This is a genomic window from Enterobacter sp. SES19 (assembly GCF_011765665.1).
Lineage (GTDB): Bacteria > Pseudomonadota > Gammaproteobacteria > Enterobacterales > Enterobacteriaceae > Enterobacter > Enterobacter pseudoroggenkampii.
In genome coordinates this window covers 1,101,968-1,118,365 of record NZ_CP050320.1, presented here as the reverse complement: position 1 = coordinate 1,118,365, position 16,398 = coordinate 1,101,968, and the positions used below count along the sequence as shown (strand labels likewise).

General features: G+C 55.2%; 14 protein-coding genes and 1 other annotated feature. Of the genes, 8 read left to right on the top strand and 6 right to left on the bottom strand.

The window, feature by feature from the left end; translation table 11 throughout:
* Positions 1–7: 7 nt before the first annotated feature.
* From dnaX to GXP72_RS05220, 3 genes are all read right to left on the bottom strand, one after another.
* The gene (dnaX, locus tag GXP72_RS05230) at positions 8–1,936 is read right to left on the bottom strand and encodes a DNA polymerase III subunit gamma/tau (RefSeq protein WP_208763569.1); all 1,929 of its coding nucleotides are present in this window, start codon (positions 1,934–1,936) and stop codon (positions 8–10) included.
* Positions 614–678: a sequence feature (DnaX frameshifting element), on the bottom strand. Its footprint overlaps the gene before it by 65 nt.
* Positions 1,937–2,024: 88 nt before the next feature.
* Positions 2,025–2,576, bottom strand: a complete 552-nt coding sequence (apt, locus tag GXP72_RS05225) for an adenine phosphoribosyltransferase (RefSeq protein ID WP_006176947.1) — start codon at positions 2,574–2,576, stop codon at positions 2,025–2,027.
* A gap of 151 nt (positions 2,577–2,727) precedes the next feature.
* Complete coding sequence (locus GXP72_RS05220) at positions 2,728–3,105, bottom strand: DUF454 family protein (protein ID WP_090417986.1); 378 nt, start codon at positions 3,103–3,105, stop codon at positions 2,728–2,730.
* A 50-nt stretch (positions 3,106–3,155) separates the two neighbouring features.
* Here GXP72_RS05220 and priC point away from each other — a divergent pair, with 50 nt between their 5' ends.
* Both priC and rsmS read left to right on the top strand, forming a co-directional pair.
* The gene (priC, locus tag GXP72_RS05215) at positions 3,156–3,683 is read left to right on the top strand and encodes a primosomal replication protein N'' (protein WP_208763568.1); all 528 of its coding nucleotides are present in this window, start codon (positions 3,156–3,158) and stop codon (positions 3,681–3,683) included.
* Positions 3,684–3,697: 14 nt separating this feature from the next.
* Entirely contained in the window at positions 3,698–3,874 is a 177-nt protein-coding gene (gene rsmS / locus GXP72_RS05210) for a pleiotropic regulatory protein RsmS (RefSeq protein WP_048991481.1), read from the top strand.
* Position 3,875: 1 nt separating this feature from the next.
* Here the strand turns inward: rsmS and mscK are convergent, their stop codons facing one another.
* On the bottom strand, positions 3,876–7,223 hold the full coding sequence (mscK, locus tag GXP72_RS05205) for a mechanosensitive channel MscK (RefSeq protein WP_061715857.1): 3,348 nt from the start codon (positions 7,221–7,223) through the stop codon (positions 3,876–3,878).
* A gap of 113 nt (positions 7,224–7,336) precedes the next feature.
* Positions 7,337–7,990 carry a multidrug efflux transporter transcriptional repressor AcrR gene (gene acrR, locus GXP72_RS05200; RefSeq protein WP_090417992.1) on the bottom strand — a complete coding sequence of 218 codons (654 nt, stop codon included), beginning with the start codon at positions 7,988–7,990 and terminating at the stop codon, positions 7,337–7,339.
* A 140-nt stretch (positions 7,991–8,130) separates the two neighbouring features.
* On the opposite strand from acrR, the gene acrA reads away from it, so the two are divergent.
* The 6 genes from acrA to GXP72_RS05170 all read left to right on the top strand — a co-directional run bounded on the left by acrA (position 8,131) and on the right by GXP72_RS05170 (position 14,965).
* Positions 8,131–9,324, top strand: coding sequence for a multidrug efflux RND transporter periplasmic adaptor subunit AcrA (acrA, locus tag GXP72_RS05195; RefSeq protein WP_024906847.1), 1,194 nt, complete (start codon positions 8,131–8,133; stop codon positions 9,322–9,324).
* A 22-nt stretch (positions 9,325–9,346) separates the two neighbouring features.
* Complete coding sequence (gene acrB, locus GXP72_RS05190; RefSeq protein ID WP_024906846.1) at positions 9,347–12,493, top strand: multidrug efflux RND transporter permease subunit AcrB; 3,147 nt, start codon at positions 9,347–9,349, stop codon at positions 12,491–12,493.
* Positions 12,494–13,002: 509 nt separating this feature from the next.
* Positions 13,003–13,377 carry an Hha toxicity modulator TomB gene (tomB, locus tag GXP72_RS05185; protein WP_008499288.1) on the top strand — a complete coding sequence of 125 codons (375 nt, stop codon included), beginning with the start codon at positions 13,003–13,005 and terminating at the stop codon, positions 13,375–13,377.
* Between the two features lie 27 nt (positions 13,378–13,404).
* Positions 13,405–13,623 (top strand): HHA domain-containing protein, encoded by a 219-nt coding sequence (locus GXP72_RS05180; RefSeq protein ID WP_010428174.1) that lies wholly within the window; start codon positions 13,405–13,407, stop codon positions 13,621–13,623.
* A gap of 205 nt (positions 13,624–13,828) precedes the next feature.
* Positions 13,829–14,380 (top strand): maltose O-acetyltransferase, encoded by a 552-nt coding sequence (gene maa / locus GXP72_RS05175; protein ID WP_090417995.1) that lies wholly within the window; start codon positions 13,829–13,831, stop codon positions 14,378–14,380.
* Positions 14,381–14,497: 117 nt separating this feature from the next.
* Positions 14,498–14,965: a YlaC family protein gene (locus tag GXP72_RS05170; protein WP_024906844.1), complete on the top strand. Its 468-nt coding sequence runs from the start codon at positions 14,498–14,500 to the stop codon at positions 14,963–14,965.
* Here GXP72_RS05170 and GXP72_RS05165 read toward each other — a convergent pair.
* Complete coding sequence (locus tag GXP72_RS05165) at positions 14,937–16,397, bottom strand: PLP-dependent aminotransferase family protein (protein ID WP_208763567.1); 1,461 nt, start codon at positions 16,395–16,397, stop codon at positions 14,937–14,939. The genes GXP72_RS05170 and GXP72_RS05165 overlap by 29 nt on opposite strands.
* Position 16,398 lies beyond the last annotated feature (1 nt).

Sequence of the window (16,398 nt, the reverse complement as noted above, 5' to 3'; positions counted from 1 at the left end):
CTCACGATCAAATGGGGCGAATACTCTCTTCATCCAGATCGGCGTCGAAGAACCGGCGCAGGGTCTGAATGTTGTTATCCGCAATAATCGCCTCGCGCGCCTGCGCGAGCTTTTCTTCATAAATGGCCTGGCGCCACTCGAGCGGCGTTTTCACTGCCGGATTATCATCTTCAATGATAGTCAATTCAACCGGCGCGCCCTGTAATGTGGCGAGCGCCTCGGCCAGCGCCTTTTGCGCGCCAGGAGAATTGAGGTGTCGCTGGCCCGGACGCAGGTGCAGACGCACCTGATTGCCGTCCTGCTCTTTCCAGGCGTTCAGCGCGACCTGCTCCACCAGCTTCGGCAACTGGAGTTTGCTGACCTCAGCGGCCCAGGCGTCGCGCGCAATGGACTCTTCGGCAAGCTTCGCGGAAAGCTCCGGCGTTTTCTCATGCTCCAGCGCCTTTTTCAGCGCTTTCGGCGTGGCGACCTCTTCCTTCACCTCTTCGGTGATGGTGGTTGCCTTCCAGCGGTAAGCCTCTTCTTTCACCGGGGCTTTCTGCTCGAGCGCGGACGGTGCCGGACGCGACTGTACGCGCTCCGTTACCGAGGCCAGTCGTTCAAGCGCGGCGTTGTTAACCGGCCGCGCTCTTCCTGGCGCTGCCGGTTCACTCTTTTTTGGTTTGGTTACTCCCTGGGCACGCTGCAGCTGGCTGCGTGCGGCAAGCACCGAACTGGTGGCATCCGACAGCGGCACGTTTTGCTGCGGTGGCGGCGTCGGCTGCTGTGGTACCTGCTGCGGCGACATCACAGCCGTAGGGGCGACCGGCGCGAAAGACTGCCGCGGCACTTCCGGCTCCGACAATGGCATGCGCGGGTGGAACGCCAGCGCGCGCAGCAGCGTCATTTCAACGCCCATACGCGGATCCGGCGCGAACGGTAACTCTTTGCGGCCAATCAGCAGCGTCTGGTAGTACAGCTGCACGTCGGCAGGCGGCACGGTGCGGGCAAGTTCACGCATCCGCTGTTCAATGGTCGCCATATCCGCACCAATGGCGGAGGGAGAAAGCTGCAGCATCGCCACGCGGTGCAGCAGGCTGAGCATCTCAACCAGCAGCCCTTCCCACTCAATACCCCGGGCAGCGGCGGCATTCACCTGCGACATCACGCGTTCGCCGTTGGCAGCAATCATCGCTTCGATAAGCGACAGCGCCTGATCGTCATCCAGCGTGCCGAGCATGGTGCTGACCGCCTCGGTGGAGAGCTTGCCGTCACCGCTGGCAATCGCCTGGTCGGTCAGGCTGAGCGCATCACGCAGGCTGCCGTCCGCCGCGCGGGCCAGCAGCTGCAGGGCGCGCGGTTCGTGGACAATTTTCTCTTCATCAAGAATATGCTCAAGCTGCGCGCGGATCTGCTCAACGTCCAGCGCCTTCAGATGGAACTGCAGGCAGCGCGACAGGATCGTGACCGGCAGCTTTTGCGGATCGGTGGTCGCCAGCAGGAACTTCACGTGCGCGGGCGGCTCTTCCAGCGTTTTCAGCAGTGCGTTAAAGCTGTGGCGCGACAGCATGTGCACTTCATCGATCAGGTAGACCTTGAAGCGGCCGCGTGCCGGGGCGTACTGCACGTTATCGAGCAGATCGCGGGTATCTTCCACTTTGGTGCGCGAGGCGGCGTCGATCTCGATCAGATCGACAAAACGCCCCTGCTCGATCTCCCGACAGTTATCACACACGCCGCACGGCGTGGCGGTGATCCCGGTTTCGCAGTTGAGACCTTTTGCCAGCAAACGGGCAATAGAGGTCTTACCGACGCCGCGGGTGCCGGAAAAAAGATAGGCGTGATGGATGCGACCTAGCGACAAGCCGTTCGCCAGGGCCGTCAGCACATGTTCCTGACCAACAACGTCAGCAAAGGTTTGTGGTCGCCATTTACGGGCTAACACCTGATAACTCATGGGCAGGCTCTGCAACGCTGGAAGGTGAATTTATGGAGGGGAATGCTATCACAACCTCACCCATTGAGCGAGGTTGTGAAAACCGGGATTAATGACCCGGGAAAGGCACCAGACAGTAGCTGGTAATACCCTGTTTTTCCAGGCGCTGTTCACCGCCGAGATCGAACAGGTTGATGATGAAGGCCGCGTCGGTCACTTCCCCACCCAGACGACGGATCAGCTTCACGGTCGCTTCAATGGTGCCGCCGGTTGCCAGCAGATCGTCGACCACCAGCACTTTGTCGCCAGGCTTGATCGCATCAACGTGGATCTCCAGCTGATCGGTGCCGTACTCCAGCTCGTAGCTTTCTGCGATGGTTTCACGCGGCAGCTTGCGCGGCTTACGCACCGGCACAAAACCCACGCCCATTGCCAGCGCAACCGGTGCGCCAAACAGGAAACCACGGGCTTCGGTACCTACTACTTTGGTGATCCCGGCGTTTTTATAACGCTCGACCAGCAGTTCAATGCTGAGCGCGTACGCTTTCGGGTCTTCCAGCAAGCTGGTGACATCACGGAAAAGAATGCCAGGCTTTGGGTAGTCCTGGATGCTTTTGATGCTGTTTTTCAGATATTCAAGCTGCTGTGCAGTTGCGGTCATCGGTTTGTGCCTAAATAAAACAGTGTTACTCACAGCGCGCAACGAGTCGGCCAAGGCAACAATTGTTTAACCTTTGACCAGGCGCACCTGTGCTCGAAAACGGTCGAATTTACTGGCTGCGCGTGATAATTGCAACAGCCATGATGAGGCTTCAGTGCTTTTGTTGCTTTTCATCAACCACGGGGATCCGCCACATAAAGAAAAGCAGGCTGGTCAGGATCGCCAGCAGCAGAATACGTACCCACATCATTTTCACCAGCCATAATGAAATAGCGAAGGTGATGAGGATCACTGCGATCGCGCGCGGCTTCGCGCCGGGCGGCATGGCCCGGTGTTTTTGCCAGTGCCGCAGATAGCCGCCAAACCATGAGCGGTAGAGCAGCCAGTGGTGAAAACGCGGCGACGAGCGGGCGAAGCACCAGGCCGCCAGCAGGATAAATGGCGTGGTCGGCAGTAAGGGTAAAAACACACCCAGCGTGCCAAGCACTACCGCGAGCCAGCCAATGATGATTAAAATAGTACGCTTCATAATGCGAATCGTTATCAAACTGAACGGCTACTTTACCACTGGAGAGCGCCTTGAAAACAGCACTGCTTTTTGAGAGGCTGCAAAATCAGCTAATTGCTCTGCGGGAGCAGGCTACACCGCTAATGGGGCACGCCACGCTGAAGCCGCGCTTTGACCGACAGCTTTTTCGTACCCGCAGCACCGTCATTAAGGATTACCTGGCGGAAGCGCAGACGAATCTCGACGAGCTTCGCCATGCGGTTGAGAGTGAACAGCAGGAACAGGTGGCGTGGCTTGCGGCGCATCTCACCGAGCAGATCACCGCGCTGCATCGCGAAATCGCCGCCTGGCCGCTGCGCGCCTGGGACAGCGCCTCCCCGGGGCTCGGTAAATGGCAGCGCAAGCGGCTGGAGAACCAGGAGTTTGAACGCCGACTGTTTGAGATGAAGCGCGAACGCGAGGTGCGTCTGAACAACAGCGAAACGCTGGAAGAGCAGCAGCTATTGATGCGCGAGATTAGCGCGCTGGAAGGACGCATCGTCCGCTGCCGTCAGGCACTGGATGACATTGAGCGCGTCATTGAACGTTTGACCCGTTAACAGGAGCCACACCCATGTCACTGGAAAATGCACCCGATGAGGTCAAGCTGGCCGTCGATTTGATTATGCTGCTGGAGAATCATGAGATCCCCGCCGAAACGGTGCTTAAGGCACTGGAGATTGTACGGCGGGATTTTGAGGGGAAACTTCCCCCCCACTCTAACCCTCTCCCACAGGGAGAGGGAAAATAGATTAAGCCGGAGTCGGGTCGTCGCCCTTAATGTCGCGCTTCACTTCCGTATGCTCATCACCTTTCTCGTTACGCAGGTGAACCTCAAGCTGGTTGAAGGCGATATTAATATCGTTTTCACGGCACAGACGATCGATAGAACGGTTAAGTTCATCCACCGTGTAGCTGCGGTCACGCAGTTCACGCACGTATAAACGCAGTTCGTGATCCAGCGTACTCGGCCCAAAGGTGGTGAAGAAGACCGCCGGAGCCGGATCGTGCATTACTTTCGGATGCTCAGACGCCGCCTTCAGCAGCACCTCTTTCACCTTATCCAGATCCGATCCATAGGCCACGCCCAGGCGGATCACCACGCGCGTCACCGTATCCGAGAGTGACCAGTTGATCAGACGCTCGGTCACGAACGCTTTGTTCGGGATGATCACCTCTTTGCGATCGAAGTCGGTGATGGTGGTGGCACGAATACGGATCTTGCTGACCGTACCGGAGAAGGTGCCGATAGTAACGGTATCGCCGATACGTACCGGACGTTCGAACAGGATGATCAGGCCGGAGACAAAGTTACCGAAGATCTCCTGCAGGCCAAAACCAAGACCGACCGAGAGGGCGGCCGCCAGCCACTGCAGTTTATCCCACGAGACGCCAAGCGAACCAAAGACCGTCATCGCCCCAACAATAATGATCACGTAGTTGAGGATCGTCGTAATGGCGTAGGACGCCCCCTGGCGAAGATTCAGACGTGACAGGAGCAGCACTTCGAGCAGGCCTGGCAGGTTGCGGATCAGCGCCCAGGCCACCACCGACGACACCAGCGCAAACAGCAGGCTGCCCATGGTCACGCTTTTCATGACCGCCGCGCCCGCTTCGGTACCGTTGTATTGCCAGAGGGTAATACTGTCGAGATAGGCGAAAACGGTAATAAGATCGGACCAGATAGCCCAGAACATCACCGCAAACAGGGCGATCATCACCAGCATGGTGATACGCAGCGTCTGCTGGTTAACCTGCTCCAGCGCGATGGTCGGCTCTTCCTGTGGCTCCGCGCCTTCGGCCCCCTCTTTCACCTGATGCTGACGACGCGCAATGGCACGGCGATAGGCGATGCGGCGGGCCGCCACGCTCAGGCCGCGCAGTACGGTCTGATAGAGCAGGTTCCAGACGATCACCAGATAGACCGTTTCAATCCAGCGCCCGGACAGGCGCAGCGTGGTATAGAAGTAGCCCGTTGCCGTCAGCACCATCAGCGCCAGCGGAATGATCGCCAGCACGGTCACGGTGGCCAGACGGATATTGTGGGACTCTTTATCACGCCAGCTGTCGCGGCACATCGGCCACATCAGGATCGCAATCAACAGCAGGTTCAGCAGGATGACCAGCTGGCCCAGCACATCATCCATCAGATGCAGCGGGGAAAGCTCAGAAACAACCGACCAGAAGTGCAGCGGCAGGAGGGCCAGGCTGATGCGCACAATCTGGCGACGCCAGTGGCTGGTCAGCTGCGCAGGCATGTTGAAATGACGCACCGCCACGCCGTCTTTTTCCAGCACCTTCCAGCACACGCCAAACACCAGCCAGAACAGCGCCAGTTTTTTACTGAACGCCCACAGCAGATCGCTGACGTTGAGCTGCATCGTGAGCAGAATCAGGCCCACAGCCAGAATAATCAGGCACACCGGCAGGGCGCGAATGAGATCGATGAGAATCGCTTTTGGCGTATGGAGCTGGCTATCGTTACGCAGTTGCCCCACTTCGGAGGCCAGCTTCGCCTGGTATTTTTTCAGCCAGGCCAGACGCCAGCGGATCAGGCCAGCAATCAGCAGCAGCGGTAATCCCGCCAGCAAGGCAATCGTCACCGCAGGCCAGGCTTTCTCCCAGTTCACGGTGATCTTCATGCTCTTGATCTGCGTTTTAAGCGTCTCAGGGAAGGATTTAATCCAGTCCCAGTCCATCGGTTTGTTGCTGTTTACCCAGAAAATCTGCTGAGTCAGGATCTCCTGCAGACTTTTCGAGACGCTCACCAGCTGCTGCTGGTTGATTTGCAGGTTAATGGCCATCATCAGCTGGTTACCCAGCTGTTTGTTGAGCTGGTCCAGCAGCTCGCGACGCATATCGACGACCTGGAGCAGCGCGTCGTGCACTTCCGGGTTCACGTCGCTGGAATGCCCCTCTTCAATTTTGGCGACAAAGGTATCGCTCTGGAAAAGGGCATCGCGCTGCTGGTTGACGTCAAACTGTTCCAGACGCAAATCCGCGATGCGGTTGGTCATGTCTTCCAGCTCATCAGCGGACGGGAGCGTCTGCTGCTGCTGGTAGAGAATACGCGACAGCAGGAGGCTGCCCTTCAGGACCGCGATCTGCTCTTTGATGTTGCGCTCAGCCTGCAGCGCGCGATCCAGCCAGTTCTTCACTTTGATATTTTGCTGAACCAGTGAGTTACCCTTTTCCGTCGCCTGTATCAGGCGCTGGCTAAGCTGGTGGTTGGCGTCGAGCTCCTGTTTCACCAGCGGATTCGCCTGAATGCGGGCGGTCTCATCAGGCGATACGGCCTCCTGGGCGGTTTTTTCCGTCAGCGTCAGGCGCTTGCTGTTTACCGCCTCCTGCAACAGCTGAAGCTGGTGTTCAAGACGATTAATGTTGGCGGTGACGTAATCGCGCTGTTTTTGCAGGGTGTCCTGCAGCACCGTATTCCCTTCCAGACTTTTACGCTGCTGTTCGATTTGTGCATTGAGCAACGTCTGCTGAACCAGCAGCAGGGTTTGCTGGGTCGGGCGCAGCGTTCCCTCTCCCACCGTCGTGCCATTCAGACGGTTACGGATCTGCTGCAGCTGCTGAGACGCGGAGTACATCAAGTTTTGCACGCGTTCCGGCTGGGTTTGCAGGGAGACAAGCTGGCTGTTATAGGTCGCGAGGTCGGACTGCGCGGTTTGCAGGTCGTCGAGCAGTTGCGCGACGCGCGACTCCAGTTGGCGTAAAGAGAGCGTCGAGAGCGTCTTGCGCGTTTCGGTATCGTTATCGACGTCGCTCAGGGCATTCAGCGATTCCGTCGCCTTGCGCATGTTTTCAGGGGCCTGCGCCACCTTCTGACGAAGCTGGGCGGTATCGGCTTTGACGCGTTCAATTTTATCCAGTGTTTCCAGCGTTTCCGTCAGATCCTGCTGGATGAGCTTATCCTGAGGAGAGAGCTCTTTTTGTTTGTTCAGCGCGTCGAGCTGCGACTGAACATCGCCACGCGAGGGAATGTCATTGCTGTTATCGGCGCGGGCCCAGGTCAGCGGCGCCGTGGCAAAGAAAAACAGCATCGCAAAGAGCAATGCAAAAACAGGATGTTGCGAGCGATTGATGGGCAGCATAGTTGTGAATGATGTCAGAAGATGACCGAAAATAGTCCGGCGTGAAGAATATCACGCTCGCCGGAAGCAGAATAGCGCGAACGTGAGCCTCTGAGATAAATCCTGGAAATGACTCAGGCAGTTAGCGACGGCGCGTCGCTGCGCAGCGTCGGGCAGAGCTGTAGCATTTCCAGTAAAATCGCCACGTAGCTGCGGGCTTCCTCTTTGAGGTCAAAGGATTGCGGGGCAAACAGCCAGTTTTCCATCAGACCTGAAATGTAGCCGCGCATCAGGATAGCCGCCCGGCGGGTCAAGAGATTGGCCGGTAACAGCTTTGCCTGCATACACAGGTTCAGGTTCAGTTCGATACGGTCATAGCTTTCGAGGCTGAGGCTGCGTTGCGCCTGTTGCACCACCGCCATTTCGCCCACGAACTCGCATTTATGATAAATTATTTCCATCATTAATCTGCGACGTTCTTCAACTACCGTCGCTTCAAGGATATATACTAATATTTCTCTCATTACTGAGAGTGGATCATCAGGGAATTTTGCCCGATACTCACTCTCGAGATCGCTAATGCTGGACTCTGAAAGCTCCCAGATTTCACCGAACAGATCTGACTTATCTTTAAAATGCCAGTAAATCGCTCCCCGCGTCACACCGGCAGCCTGAGCAATTTGTGCCAGCGAGGTTGACGAAACACCCTGCTGAGAGAACAAACGTATTGCCACATCCAGAATGTGTTGTCGGGTTTCCAGCGCTTGTTGTTTAGTTTTTCGTGCCATAGGTGGGTGAATTTACAGGAGTCAGATTTACATACATTTGTGAATGTATGTACCATAGCATGACGATAATATAAACGCAGCAACGGGTTTTAGACTCAGGACCCTTGATCAATTTGAAATCGGACACTCGAGGTTTACATATGAACAAAAACAGAGGGTTAACGCCTCTGGCGGTCGTTCTGATGCTCTCAGGCAGCTTAGCGCTAACAGGATGTGACGACAAACCAGCTCAACAAGGAGCTCAGCAGGCGCCAGAAGTAGGCGTCGTGACGCTCAAATCTGAACCTCTACAAATCACCACCGAGTTACCAGGCCGTACAAATGCTTACCGCATTGCGGAAGTGCGTCCTCAGGTTAGTGGCATTATCCTGAAGCGTAACTTCACCGAAGGCGGTGATGTGAAGGCCGGTGAGTCTCTGTATCAGATTGATCCCGCAACCTATCAGGCAAATTATGAAAGCGCGAAAGGCGACCTGGCGAAAGCACAGGCCGCAGCCAAAATTGCCCAGCTGACGGTGAATCGTTATCAAAAACTGCTCGGGACCAAGTACATCAGCCAACAGGATTACGATACCGCCCTGGCAGATGCGCAGCAGGCTAACGCAGCCGTAGTGGCAGCCAAAGCGGCGGTCGAAACCGCGCGCATTAACCTGGCCTATACCAAAGTGACCTCCCCTATCAGCGGTCGTATTGGTAAGTCTTCAGTCACGGAAGGGGCACTGGTGCAGAACGGTCAGACCACCGCGCTGGCGACCGTGCAGCAGCTTGATCCGATCTACGTTGACGTGACGCAGTCCAGCAATGATTTCCTGCGCCTGAAACAGGAGCTGGCTAACGGCACCCTGAAACAGGAAAACGGCAAAGCCAAAGTGGAGCTGATTACCAACGATGGTATCAAGTTCCCGCAGGAAGGTACGCTGGAATTCTCTGACGTGACGGTCGACCAGACCACCGGTTCCATCACCTTACGTGCGATTTTCCCGAACCCTGACAAAAACCTGCTGCCAGGTATGTTCGTTCGCGCGCGTCTGGAAGAAGGAACGAATCCAACCGCCCTTCTGGTTCCACAGCAGGGTGTGACCCGTACGCCACGCGGCGATGCGAGCGCACTGGTTGTTGGAGCAGATGACAAAGTCGAAACGCGCAATATCACCGCCACCCAGGCGATTGGCGATAAATGGCTGGTGACGGAAGGTCTGAAAGATGGCGATCGCGTGATTGTTTCTGGTTTGCAAAAAGTTCGTCCTGGCGCGCAGGTTAAAGCACAGGAAGTGAAATCTGACGATAAACAACAAGCTTCGGCCGCTGGCCAGTCAGAACAAACCAAGTCTTAACTTAAACAGGAGCCGTTAAGACATGCCTAATTTCTTTATCGATCGCCCCATATTTGCGTGGGTGATCGCCATTATCATCATGCTGGCCGGGGGACTTGCGATCCTGAAGCTGCCTGTCGCGCAATATCCAACGATTGCGCCACCGGCGGTGACCATCTCCGCAACCTACCCTGGGGCTGATGCGAAAACGGTGCAGGACACCGTCACTCAGGTTATCGAACAGAACATGAACGGTATCGATAACCTGATGTACATGTCCTCAAACAGTGACTCTACCGGTACAGTTCAGATCACCCTGACCTTCCAGTCAGGTACGGATGCTGACATTGCGCAGGTTCAGGTACAGAACAAACTGCAGCTGGCGATGCCTTTGCTGCCGCAGGAAGTACAACAGCAGGGTGTGAGCGTCGAGAAATCGTCCAGCAGCTTCCTGATGGTTGTCGGCGTTATCAACACCAACGGCACCATGACGCAGGAGGATATTTCCGACTACGTGGGTGCCAACATGAAGGACGCCATCAGCCGTACTTCCGGTGTGGGTGACGTTCAGCTGTTCGGTTCTCAGTACGCAATGCGTATCTGGATGGATCCGAACAAACTGAACAACTTCCAGCTGACCCCCGTTGACGTGATCAATGCGATTAAAGCGCAGAACGCCCAGGTGGCAGCCGGTCAGCTAGGTGGTACGCCGCCGGTGAAAGGCCAGCAGCTTAACGCCTCGATCATCGCGCAGACCCGTCTGACCTCTGCCGATGAGTTCAGCAAAATTCTGCTGAAAGTGAATCAGGACGGTTCCCAGGTTCGCCTGCGCGACGTGGCAAAAGTAGAGCTGGGCGGTGAGAACTACGACATCATCGCGAAGTTTAACGGTAAACCGGCTTCCGGTCTGGGTATCAAACTGGCGACAGGTGCTAACGCCCTGGACACCGCCACGGCGATCCGCGCAGAGCTGAAGAAAATGGAACCGTTCTTCCCGTCAGGTCTGAAAATCGTTTACCCGTACGACACCACGCCGTTCGTCAAAATTTCGATTCACGAAGTGGTTAAAACGCTGGTAGAAGCGATCATCCTGGTGTTCCTGGTGATGTATCTGTTCCTGCAAAACTTCCGCGCGACGCTTATCCCAACGATTGCCGTGCCGGTTGTTCTGCTCGGGACCTTTGCGATCCTGTCGATATTTGGCTACTCGATAAACACCCTGACGATGTTCGGGATGGTGCTCGCCATCGGCCTGCTGGTGGATGATGCCATCGTCGTGGTCGAGAACGTCGAGCGCGTGATGGCGGAAGAAGGTCTACCGCCGAAGGAAGCGACCCGTAAATCAATGGGTCAGATCCAGGGCGCGCTGGTCGGTATCGCGATGGTACTGTCTGCGGTATTTATCCCGATGGCTTTCTTCGGAGGCTCTACCGGTGCGATTTACCGTCAGTTCTCGATTACCATCGTTTCCGCGATGGCGCTGTCGGTGCTGGTCGCGTTGATCCTGACGCCTGCGCTGTGTGCCACCATGCTGAAGCCGATTCAGAAAGGCGGTCACGGCGAGCATAAAGGGTTCTTCGGCTGGTTTAACCGCATGTTTGACAAGAGTACGCACCACTACACCGACAGCGTGGGCAACATCCTGCGCAGCACCGGTCGTTACCTGCTGCTCTATATCATCATCGTGGTGGGGATGGCGTTCCTGTTCGTTCGTCTGCCAAGCTCGTTCCTGCCGGATGAAGACCAGGGCGTGTTCCTGACAATGGCACAGCTTCCTGCGGGTGCGTCGCAAGAGCGTACCCAGAAAGTGCTGGATGAAGTGACGGACTACTACCTCACCAAAGAGAAAGACAACGTTGAATCCGTGTTTGCGGTTAACGGCTTTGGCTTTGCTGGTCGTGGTCAGAACACAGGTATTGCCTTCGTTTCTCTGAAAGACTGGTCTGAACGTCCGGGAGAAAAGAACAAGGTTGAAGCCATCACCGGCCGTGCAATGGGCACCTTCTCGCAGATTAAAGATGCGATGGTCTTCGCCTTTAACCTGCCAGCGATTGTTGAACTGGGTACCGCGACCGGCTTCGACTTCCAGCTGATTGACCAGGGCGGTCTGGGTCACGAAAAACTGACGCAGGCACGTAACCAGCTGTTTGGCGAAGTGGCTAAGCACCCTGACCTGCTGGTCGGCGTGCGTCCAAACGGCCTGGAAGATACGCCGCAGTATAAAATCGACATCGACCAGGAGAAAGCCCAGGCGCTGGGCGTATCCATCAGTGACATTAATACCACGCTGGGCGCCGCCTGGGGCGGTAGTTACGTTAACGACTTCATCGACCGCGGTCGCGTGAAGAAAGTGTACGTGATGTCAGAGGCGCAATACCGTATGTTGCCAAACGATATCAACAGCTGGTTCGTGCGCGGCAGCAATGGTCAGATGGTACCGTTCTCGGCGTTCTCAACGTCACGCTGGGAATACGGTTCGCCGCGTCTGGAACGCTATAACGGTCTGCCATCGATGGAAATCCTGGGTCAGGCCGCGCCGGGCCGAAGCACCGGTGAAGCCATGAATCTGATGGAAGAGCTGGCGAGTAAACTGCCTTCGGGTATCGGCTACGACTGGACCGGTATGTCCTATCAGGAACGTCTGTCCGGAAACCAGGCCCCTGCCCTGTACGCGATTTCACTGATCGTCGTCTTCCTGTGTCTGGCAGCGCTGTACGAGAGCTGGTCAATTCCGTTCTCCGTTATGCTGGTGGTACCGCTTGGGGTTATCGGTGCGCTGCTTGCGGCAACGTTCCGCGGACTGACCAACGACGTGTACTTCCAGGTAGGCCTGCTGACAACCATTGGCTTGTCGGCGAAGAACGCGATACTTATCGTTGAATTCGCCAAAGATCTGATGGAGAAAGAAGGTAAAGGCCTTATTGAGGCGACGCTTGAGGCTGTTCGTATGCGTCTGCGCCCAATCCTGATGACATCACTGGCGTTTATCCTCGGCGTACTGCCGCTGGTTATCAGCTCCGGCGCAGGCTCCGGTGCACAGAACGCAGTTGGTACAGGCGTTATGGGTGGTATGGTTACCGCAACCGTACTCGCTATCTTCTTCGTACCGGTGTTCTTCGTGGTGGTTCGCCGCCGCTTCAGCCGGAAGAATGAGGATATTGAGCACACGCATTCGGTAGAACCTCACTGATACCGGTTTCACATGATAAAAAGGCCGCATTAGCGGCCTTTTTCATTTTCAGAAAAAATCATAAATTACGCTTATTGTGGTTCTATTTATTTTCTGCCATCTTAAATAGACATATCATAATTAACTGATAACTTAATCGGTGAATTCAGGATTTTTTTAATTTCATTTCTCCGCTTAAGTTATTAGGAATATTCCTAATAAGAAGTTCTTACAAAGATAAGTCTGAATCTGAACTTTTCTCATCATTTTGCTAAGCCGATGAAACGTAAGGAAGCGATAAAGCACCCTCGTTAATTTGGATAAAAAGTTGAGTCCGGGATGACCATTTGCGTACTTGCTCGCATGTCTGCGGTTTTATTTGTAATTTTTCGTAATCGCGCGATGAAATCCAGGAAGGAGTGGCTTATAGTTAGGTTATCAGGAACACAGCACTCATGTAGCTAAGTCAGTTGTATCCATCCCGACAATGATGTTCGGTGAGTAAGAAATCACTCAGAAGGGGATGCGCTATGGACGAGTACTCGCCAAAAAGGCATGATATCGCGCAGTTGAAATTTCTCTGCGAATCCTTGTACCATGACTGCCTTGCCAACCTTGATGAAAGCAACCATGGCTGGGTAAACGACCCAACGTCTGCTATCAATTTACAGTTGAATGAGCTGATAGAGCATATCGCAACCTTCGCACTTAATTATAAAATTAAGTACAATGAAGATAATAAGCTCATTGAGCAAATTGATGAATACCTGGACGACACCTTTATGTTGTTCAGCAGTTACGGCATTAACGCCCAGGATTTGCAAAAATGGCGTAAATCGGGGAACCGGCTATTCCGCTGTTTCGTCAACGTGAGCAGAGCTAACCCGGTTAGTCTTTCCTGTTAAAATTATTACAATTACTAAGGTGAATTTATGTCTGATAAACCACTCACAAAAGTCGATTATTTGATGCGCTTACGACGTTGTCAGTCAATTGACACGCTTGAGCGCGTCATTGAAAAGAATAAATACGAGCTTTCGGATAATGAGCTGGCGGTATTTTATTCAGCCGCTGACCATCGTCTTGCCGAGCTGACAATGAATAAGCTGTATGACAAAATCCCTACTTCTGTGTGGAAATTTGTCCGTTAATCTTTGAAGGGTGTCTGTAGAGTTCTACGCCTCGTTCTCAGTTTTTACCTATCCCGTTATACTCCCTGTGCCCAGGCCAGGTCTCCGTGTAAAACGTGTTTTTCAGCAGCAATGTTGTGACGCCAGTCACATCGGCTTTTCGGGAACGTTCCCCTCCTGGCCTGTTCAGATTACCCTGCGGTAATCACATCCAGCGAGGTTTCCAATGAGCTTAGAAAAACAGAAGATGATTGCCGGTGAACATTATCGTCCCGGCGATGAGACGTTACGGGCCGACCGACTGCGAGCCCGCCATCTGGTCTATCGCTATAACCACACCGCACCTGATGAAAAAACAGAACGCCAGAACATTCTGGCGGAACTTCTGGGACAAAGCGAAGGCGCTTATATAGAACCGAGCTTCCGCTGCGACTATGGATATAACATTTATCTGGGCAAAAACTTTTACGCTAACTTCGACTGTGTAATGCTGGATGTCTGCCCTGTTCATATTGGCGATAACTGCATGCTCGCGCCGGGTGTTCATATTTATACGGCAACCCACCCGCTGGATGCGGAGGAACGCAATAGCGGCGTGGAGTTTGGAAAACCTGTCAGCATTGGCGATAACGTCTGGATTGGTGGCCGGGCGGTCATTAACCCTGGCGTCACCATTGGTGATAATGTCGTGGTGGCCTCCGGCGCCGTCGTGACGAAAGACGTCCCGGCTAACGTCGTCGTTGGCGGCAACCCGGCCAAAATCATTAAAACGCTGTGAGGTTACGGGGAGCCAACTGTTATGGTCTTTTAGCGCCAGACTGTTACTTTTTTCAGCCTGATGGCTCCCCTAAAATTGGCAGACACCCTGTATTGTCAACTCTCATGAAGGCAAAAAATGACCGAGATACAGCGCCTGCTTACCGCCACCATCGACGATCTTAACCTCCGCGAAAAGCGCGACAATCGCCCACGCTTTAGCATTAGCTTTATTCGCAAACATCCTGGACTGTTTGTCGCCATGTATGCCGCCTGGCTGGCGACGCTTATCGTAATGCTGACATCCGAAACGCTGGTGGACTCCGTCTGGCTGCTGGTTGTACTGTTTGTCGTCTTTAACGCCTTTTTCTTTTTCGACGTGAATCCGCGCTACCGTTACGAAGATATCGACGTGCTCGATTTCCGGGTCTGCTACAACGGCGAATGGTACAACACGCGTTTCGTGCCAGCGGAACTGATCGAAAACATCCTGCATTCTCCGGCGGTTGAAGCCGGGCAAAAAGAGAAACTGCAGAAAATGGTCTCCACCAAAGGACAGCTCTCTTTCTATGATGTCTTTAGCCTTTCCCGCCCTGCTGCTGCGTGATGAGCGCCTGCAGACGTCGGATCCCCGGGGCAAACTGAGAAGCAGAGGTATTGCCGTAACCTAAAACCAGACCGGTTTGCCCCTGCTTCGTCTCCAGGTAGTACCCGCTCAGTGCAGCGGGGGCCAGTTGAAACGCCCTCGCCTGCTCCACCAGTTTCTGGTCATCAATATTGTCTATCGCCAACGTCAGATGCATCCCGCCTTCACCGGCCAGAATACGGTGCGGCGCATGAAGCTCTGCGCCCAGCACCTCCCGCAGCTGGCGATAGCGTTTACGGTAGAGCCGACGCATGGCGGCAAGATGGCGAGCATAATGACCGTCCTCAATGAACAGCGCCAGCGTGCGCTGTTCGGCACGGTGCCCACCGCGCAACAGCGAGCCGATGGCCGGGCGAGCCGCTTTCGCCAGCGCTGGCGGTAACACCATAAATCCCATCCGGAGCGACGGAAACAGCGTTTTACTGAACGTCCCCAGATACACAACGGGCGCATTGTTGACCATTCCCAGCATCGCCGGTACGGGCTCACCGGCATAACGGAACTCGCTGTCGTAATCATCTTCAATGATCCACGCGTTGTGCTGCCGGGCCAGTTCCAGCAGCGCCAGCCGCCGCCGCGCGCTGAGCACGCTACCGTAAGGGAACTGGTGCGAAGGTGAGGTAAAAATCAGTGAGGGTGCAGGCGCATCCAGCCCTTCCCAGCACATTCCCTCGTCATCAACCGGTATTCCCGTCATTGCCAGGCCTGTTTTAACAAACGCGCTTTTTGCCCCGCTATAGCCGGGGTTTTCTACCCAGGCGATATCCCCCGGCTCGCTCAACAGCATCGTGCACAGGTTGACGCCTTCAAGCGCACCTTCGGTTATCACAATCTGGCTGGCGTCGCAGTCAATGCCGCGGGACAGGGCGAGATGCCGGGCAATCGCGGCCCGGAGCGACGGCTCGCCGGCCGGGTCGCCATACCCTAGCAGAGTATTTCCCTCCTCCCGCATCACGCGATCGTACAGTCGCCGCCACAGCGGCAGAGGGAAATAGTTGATGGCCGGCGTGCCTGGGGTAAACGCCAGAACAGGCGTGTCCCGGGGCACTGGCGCAGGCAGCAGCCCGACCCGTTTTGCGAGCGTGATGGCAGGGTCCGGCATTGTCCGGGTGACGGAACGGTGAGCTAACTGTGCCACCCGCGTTCCCTGGCGATTACGCTGCAAATACCCTTCGAGAGTGAGCTGGTCCAGCGCCGCATTGACGGTATTCCGGGAAAGGGAGAGCTGCTGAGCAAGCGTTCGCGAACCGGAAAGCTGGCTGCCGGATCGTAGCCTTCCGCACAGTATGGCCTCCCGCAGAGCAAGGTAGAGAGCGCGCTGGAGCGTCTCTTCTCCGCGTGTTTTCAGGGCTGCGTGGAGCAAGGTATAAAATTCATCACCCGGTATATTCATC

Coding starts and splice junctions, on each gene's coding strand:
- GXP72_RS05170 (WP_024906844.1), top strand. CDS start 14,498: ATGACCGAGATACAGCGCCTGCTTACCGCCACCATCGACGATCTTAAC.
- tomB (WP_008499288.1), top strand. CDS start 13,003: ATGGACGAGTACTCGCCAAAAAGGCATGATATCGCGCAGTTGAAATTT.
- acrR (WP_090417992.1), bottom strand. CDS start 7,990: ATGGCACGAAAAACTAAACAACAAGCGCTGGAAACCCGACAACACATT.
- acrB (WP_024906846.1), top strand. CDS start 9,347: ATGCCTAATTTCTTTATCGATCGCCCCATATTTGCGTGGGTGATCGCC.
- GXP72_RS05180 (WP_010428174.1), top strand. CDS start 13,405: ATGTCTGATAAACCACTCACAAAAGTCGATTATTTGATGCGCTTACGA.
- GXP72_RS05165 (WP_208763567.1), bottom strand. CDS start 16,397: ATGAATATACCGGGTGATGAATTTTATACCTTGCTCCACGCAGCCCTG.
- GXP72_RS05220 (WP_090417986.1), bottom strand. CDS start 3,105: ATGAAGCGTACTATTTTAATCATCATTGGCTGGCTCGCGGTAGTGCTT.
- dnaX (WP_208763569.1), bottom strand. CDS start 1,936: ATGAGTTATCAGGTGTTAGCCCGTAAATGGCGACCACAAACCTTTGCT.
- maa (WP_090417995.1), top strand. CDS start 13,829: ATGAGCTTAGAAAAACAGAAGATGATTGCCGGTGAACATTATCGTCCC.
- mscK (WP_061715857.1), bottom strand. CDS start 7,223: ATGCTGCCCATCAATCGCTCGCAACATCCTGTTTTTGCATTGCTCTTT.
- acrA (WP_024906847.1), top strand. CDS start 8,131: ATGAACAAAAACAGAGGGTTAACGCCTCTGGCGGTCGTTCTGATGCTC.
- rsmS (WP_048991481.1), top strand. CDS start 3,698: ATGTCACTGGAAAATGCACCCGATGAGGTCAAGCTGGCCGTCGATTTG.
- apt (WP_006176947.1), bottom strand. CDS start 2,576: ATGACCGCAACTGCACAGCAGCTTGAATATCTGAAAAACAGCATCAAA.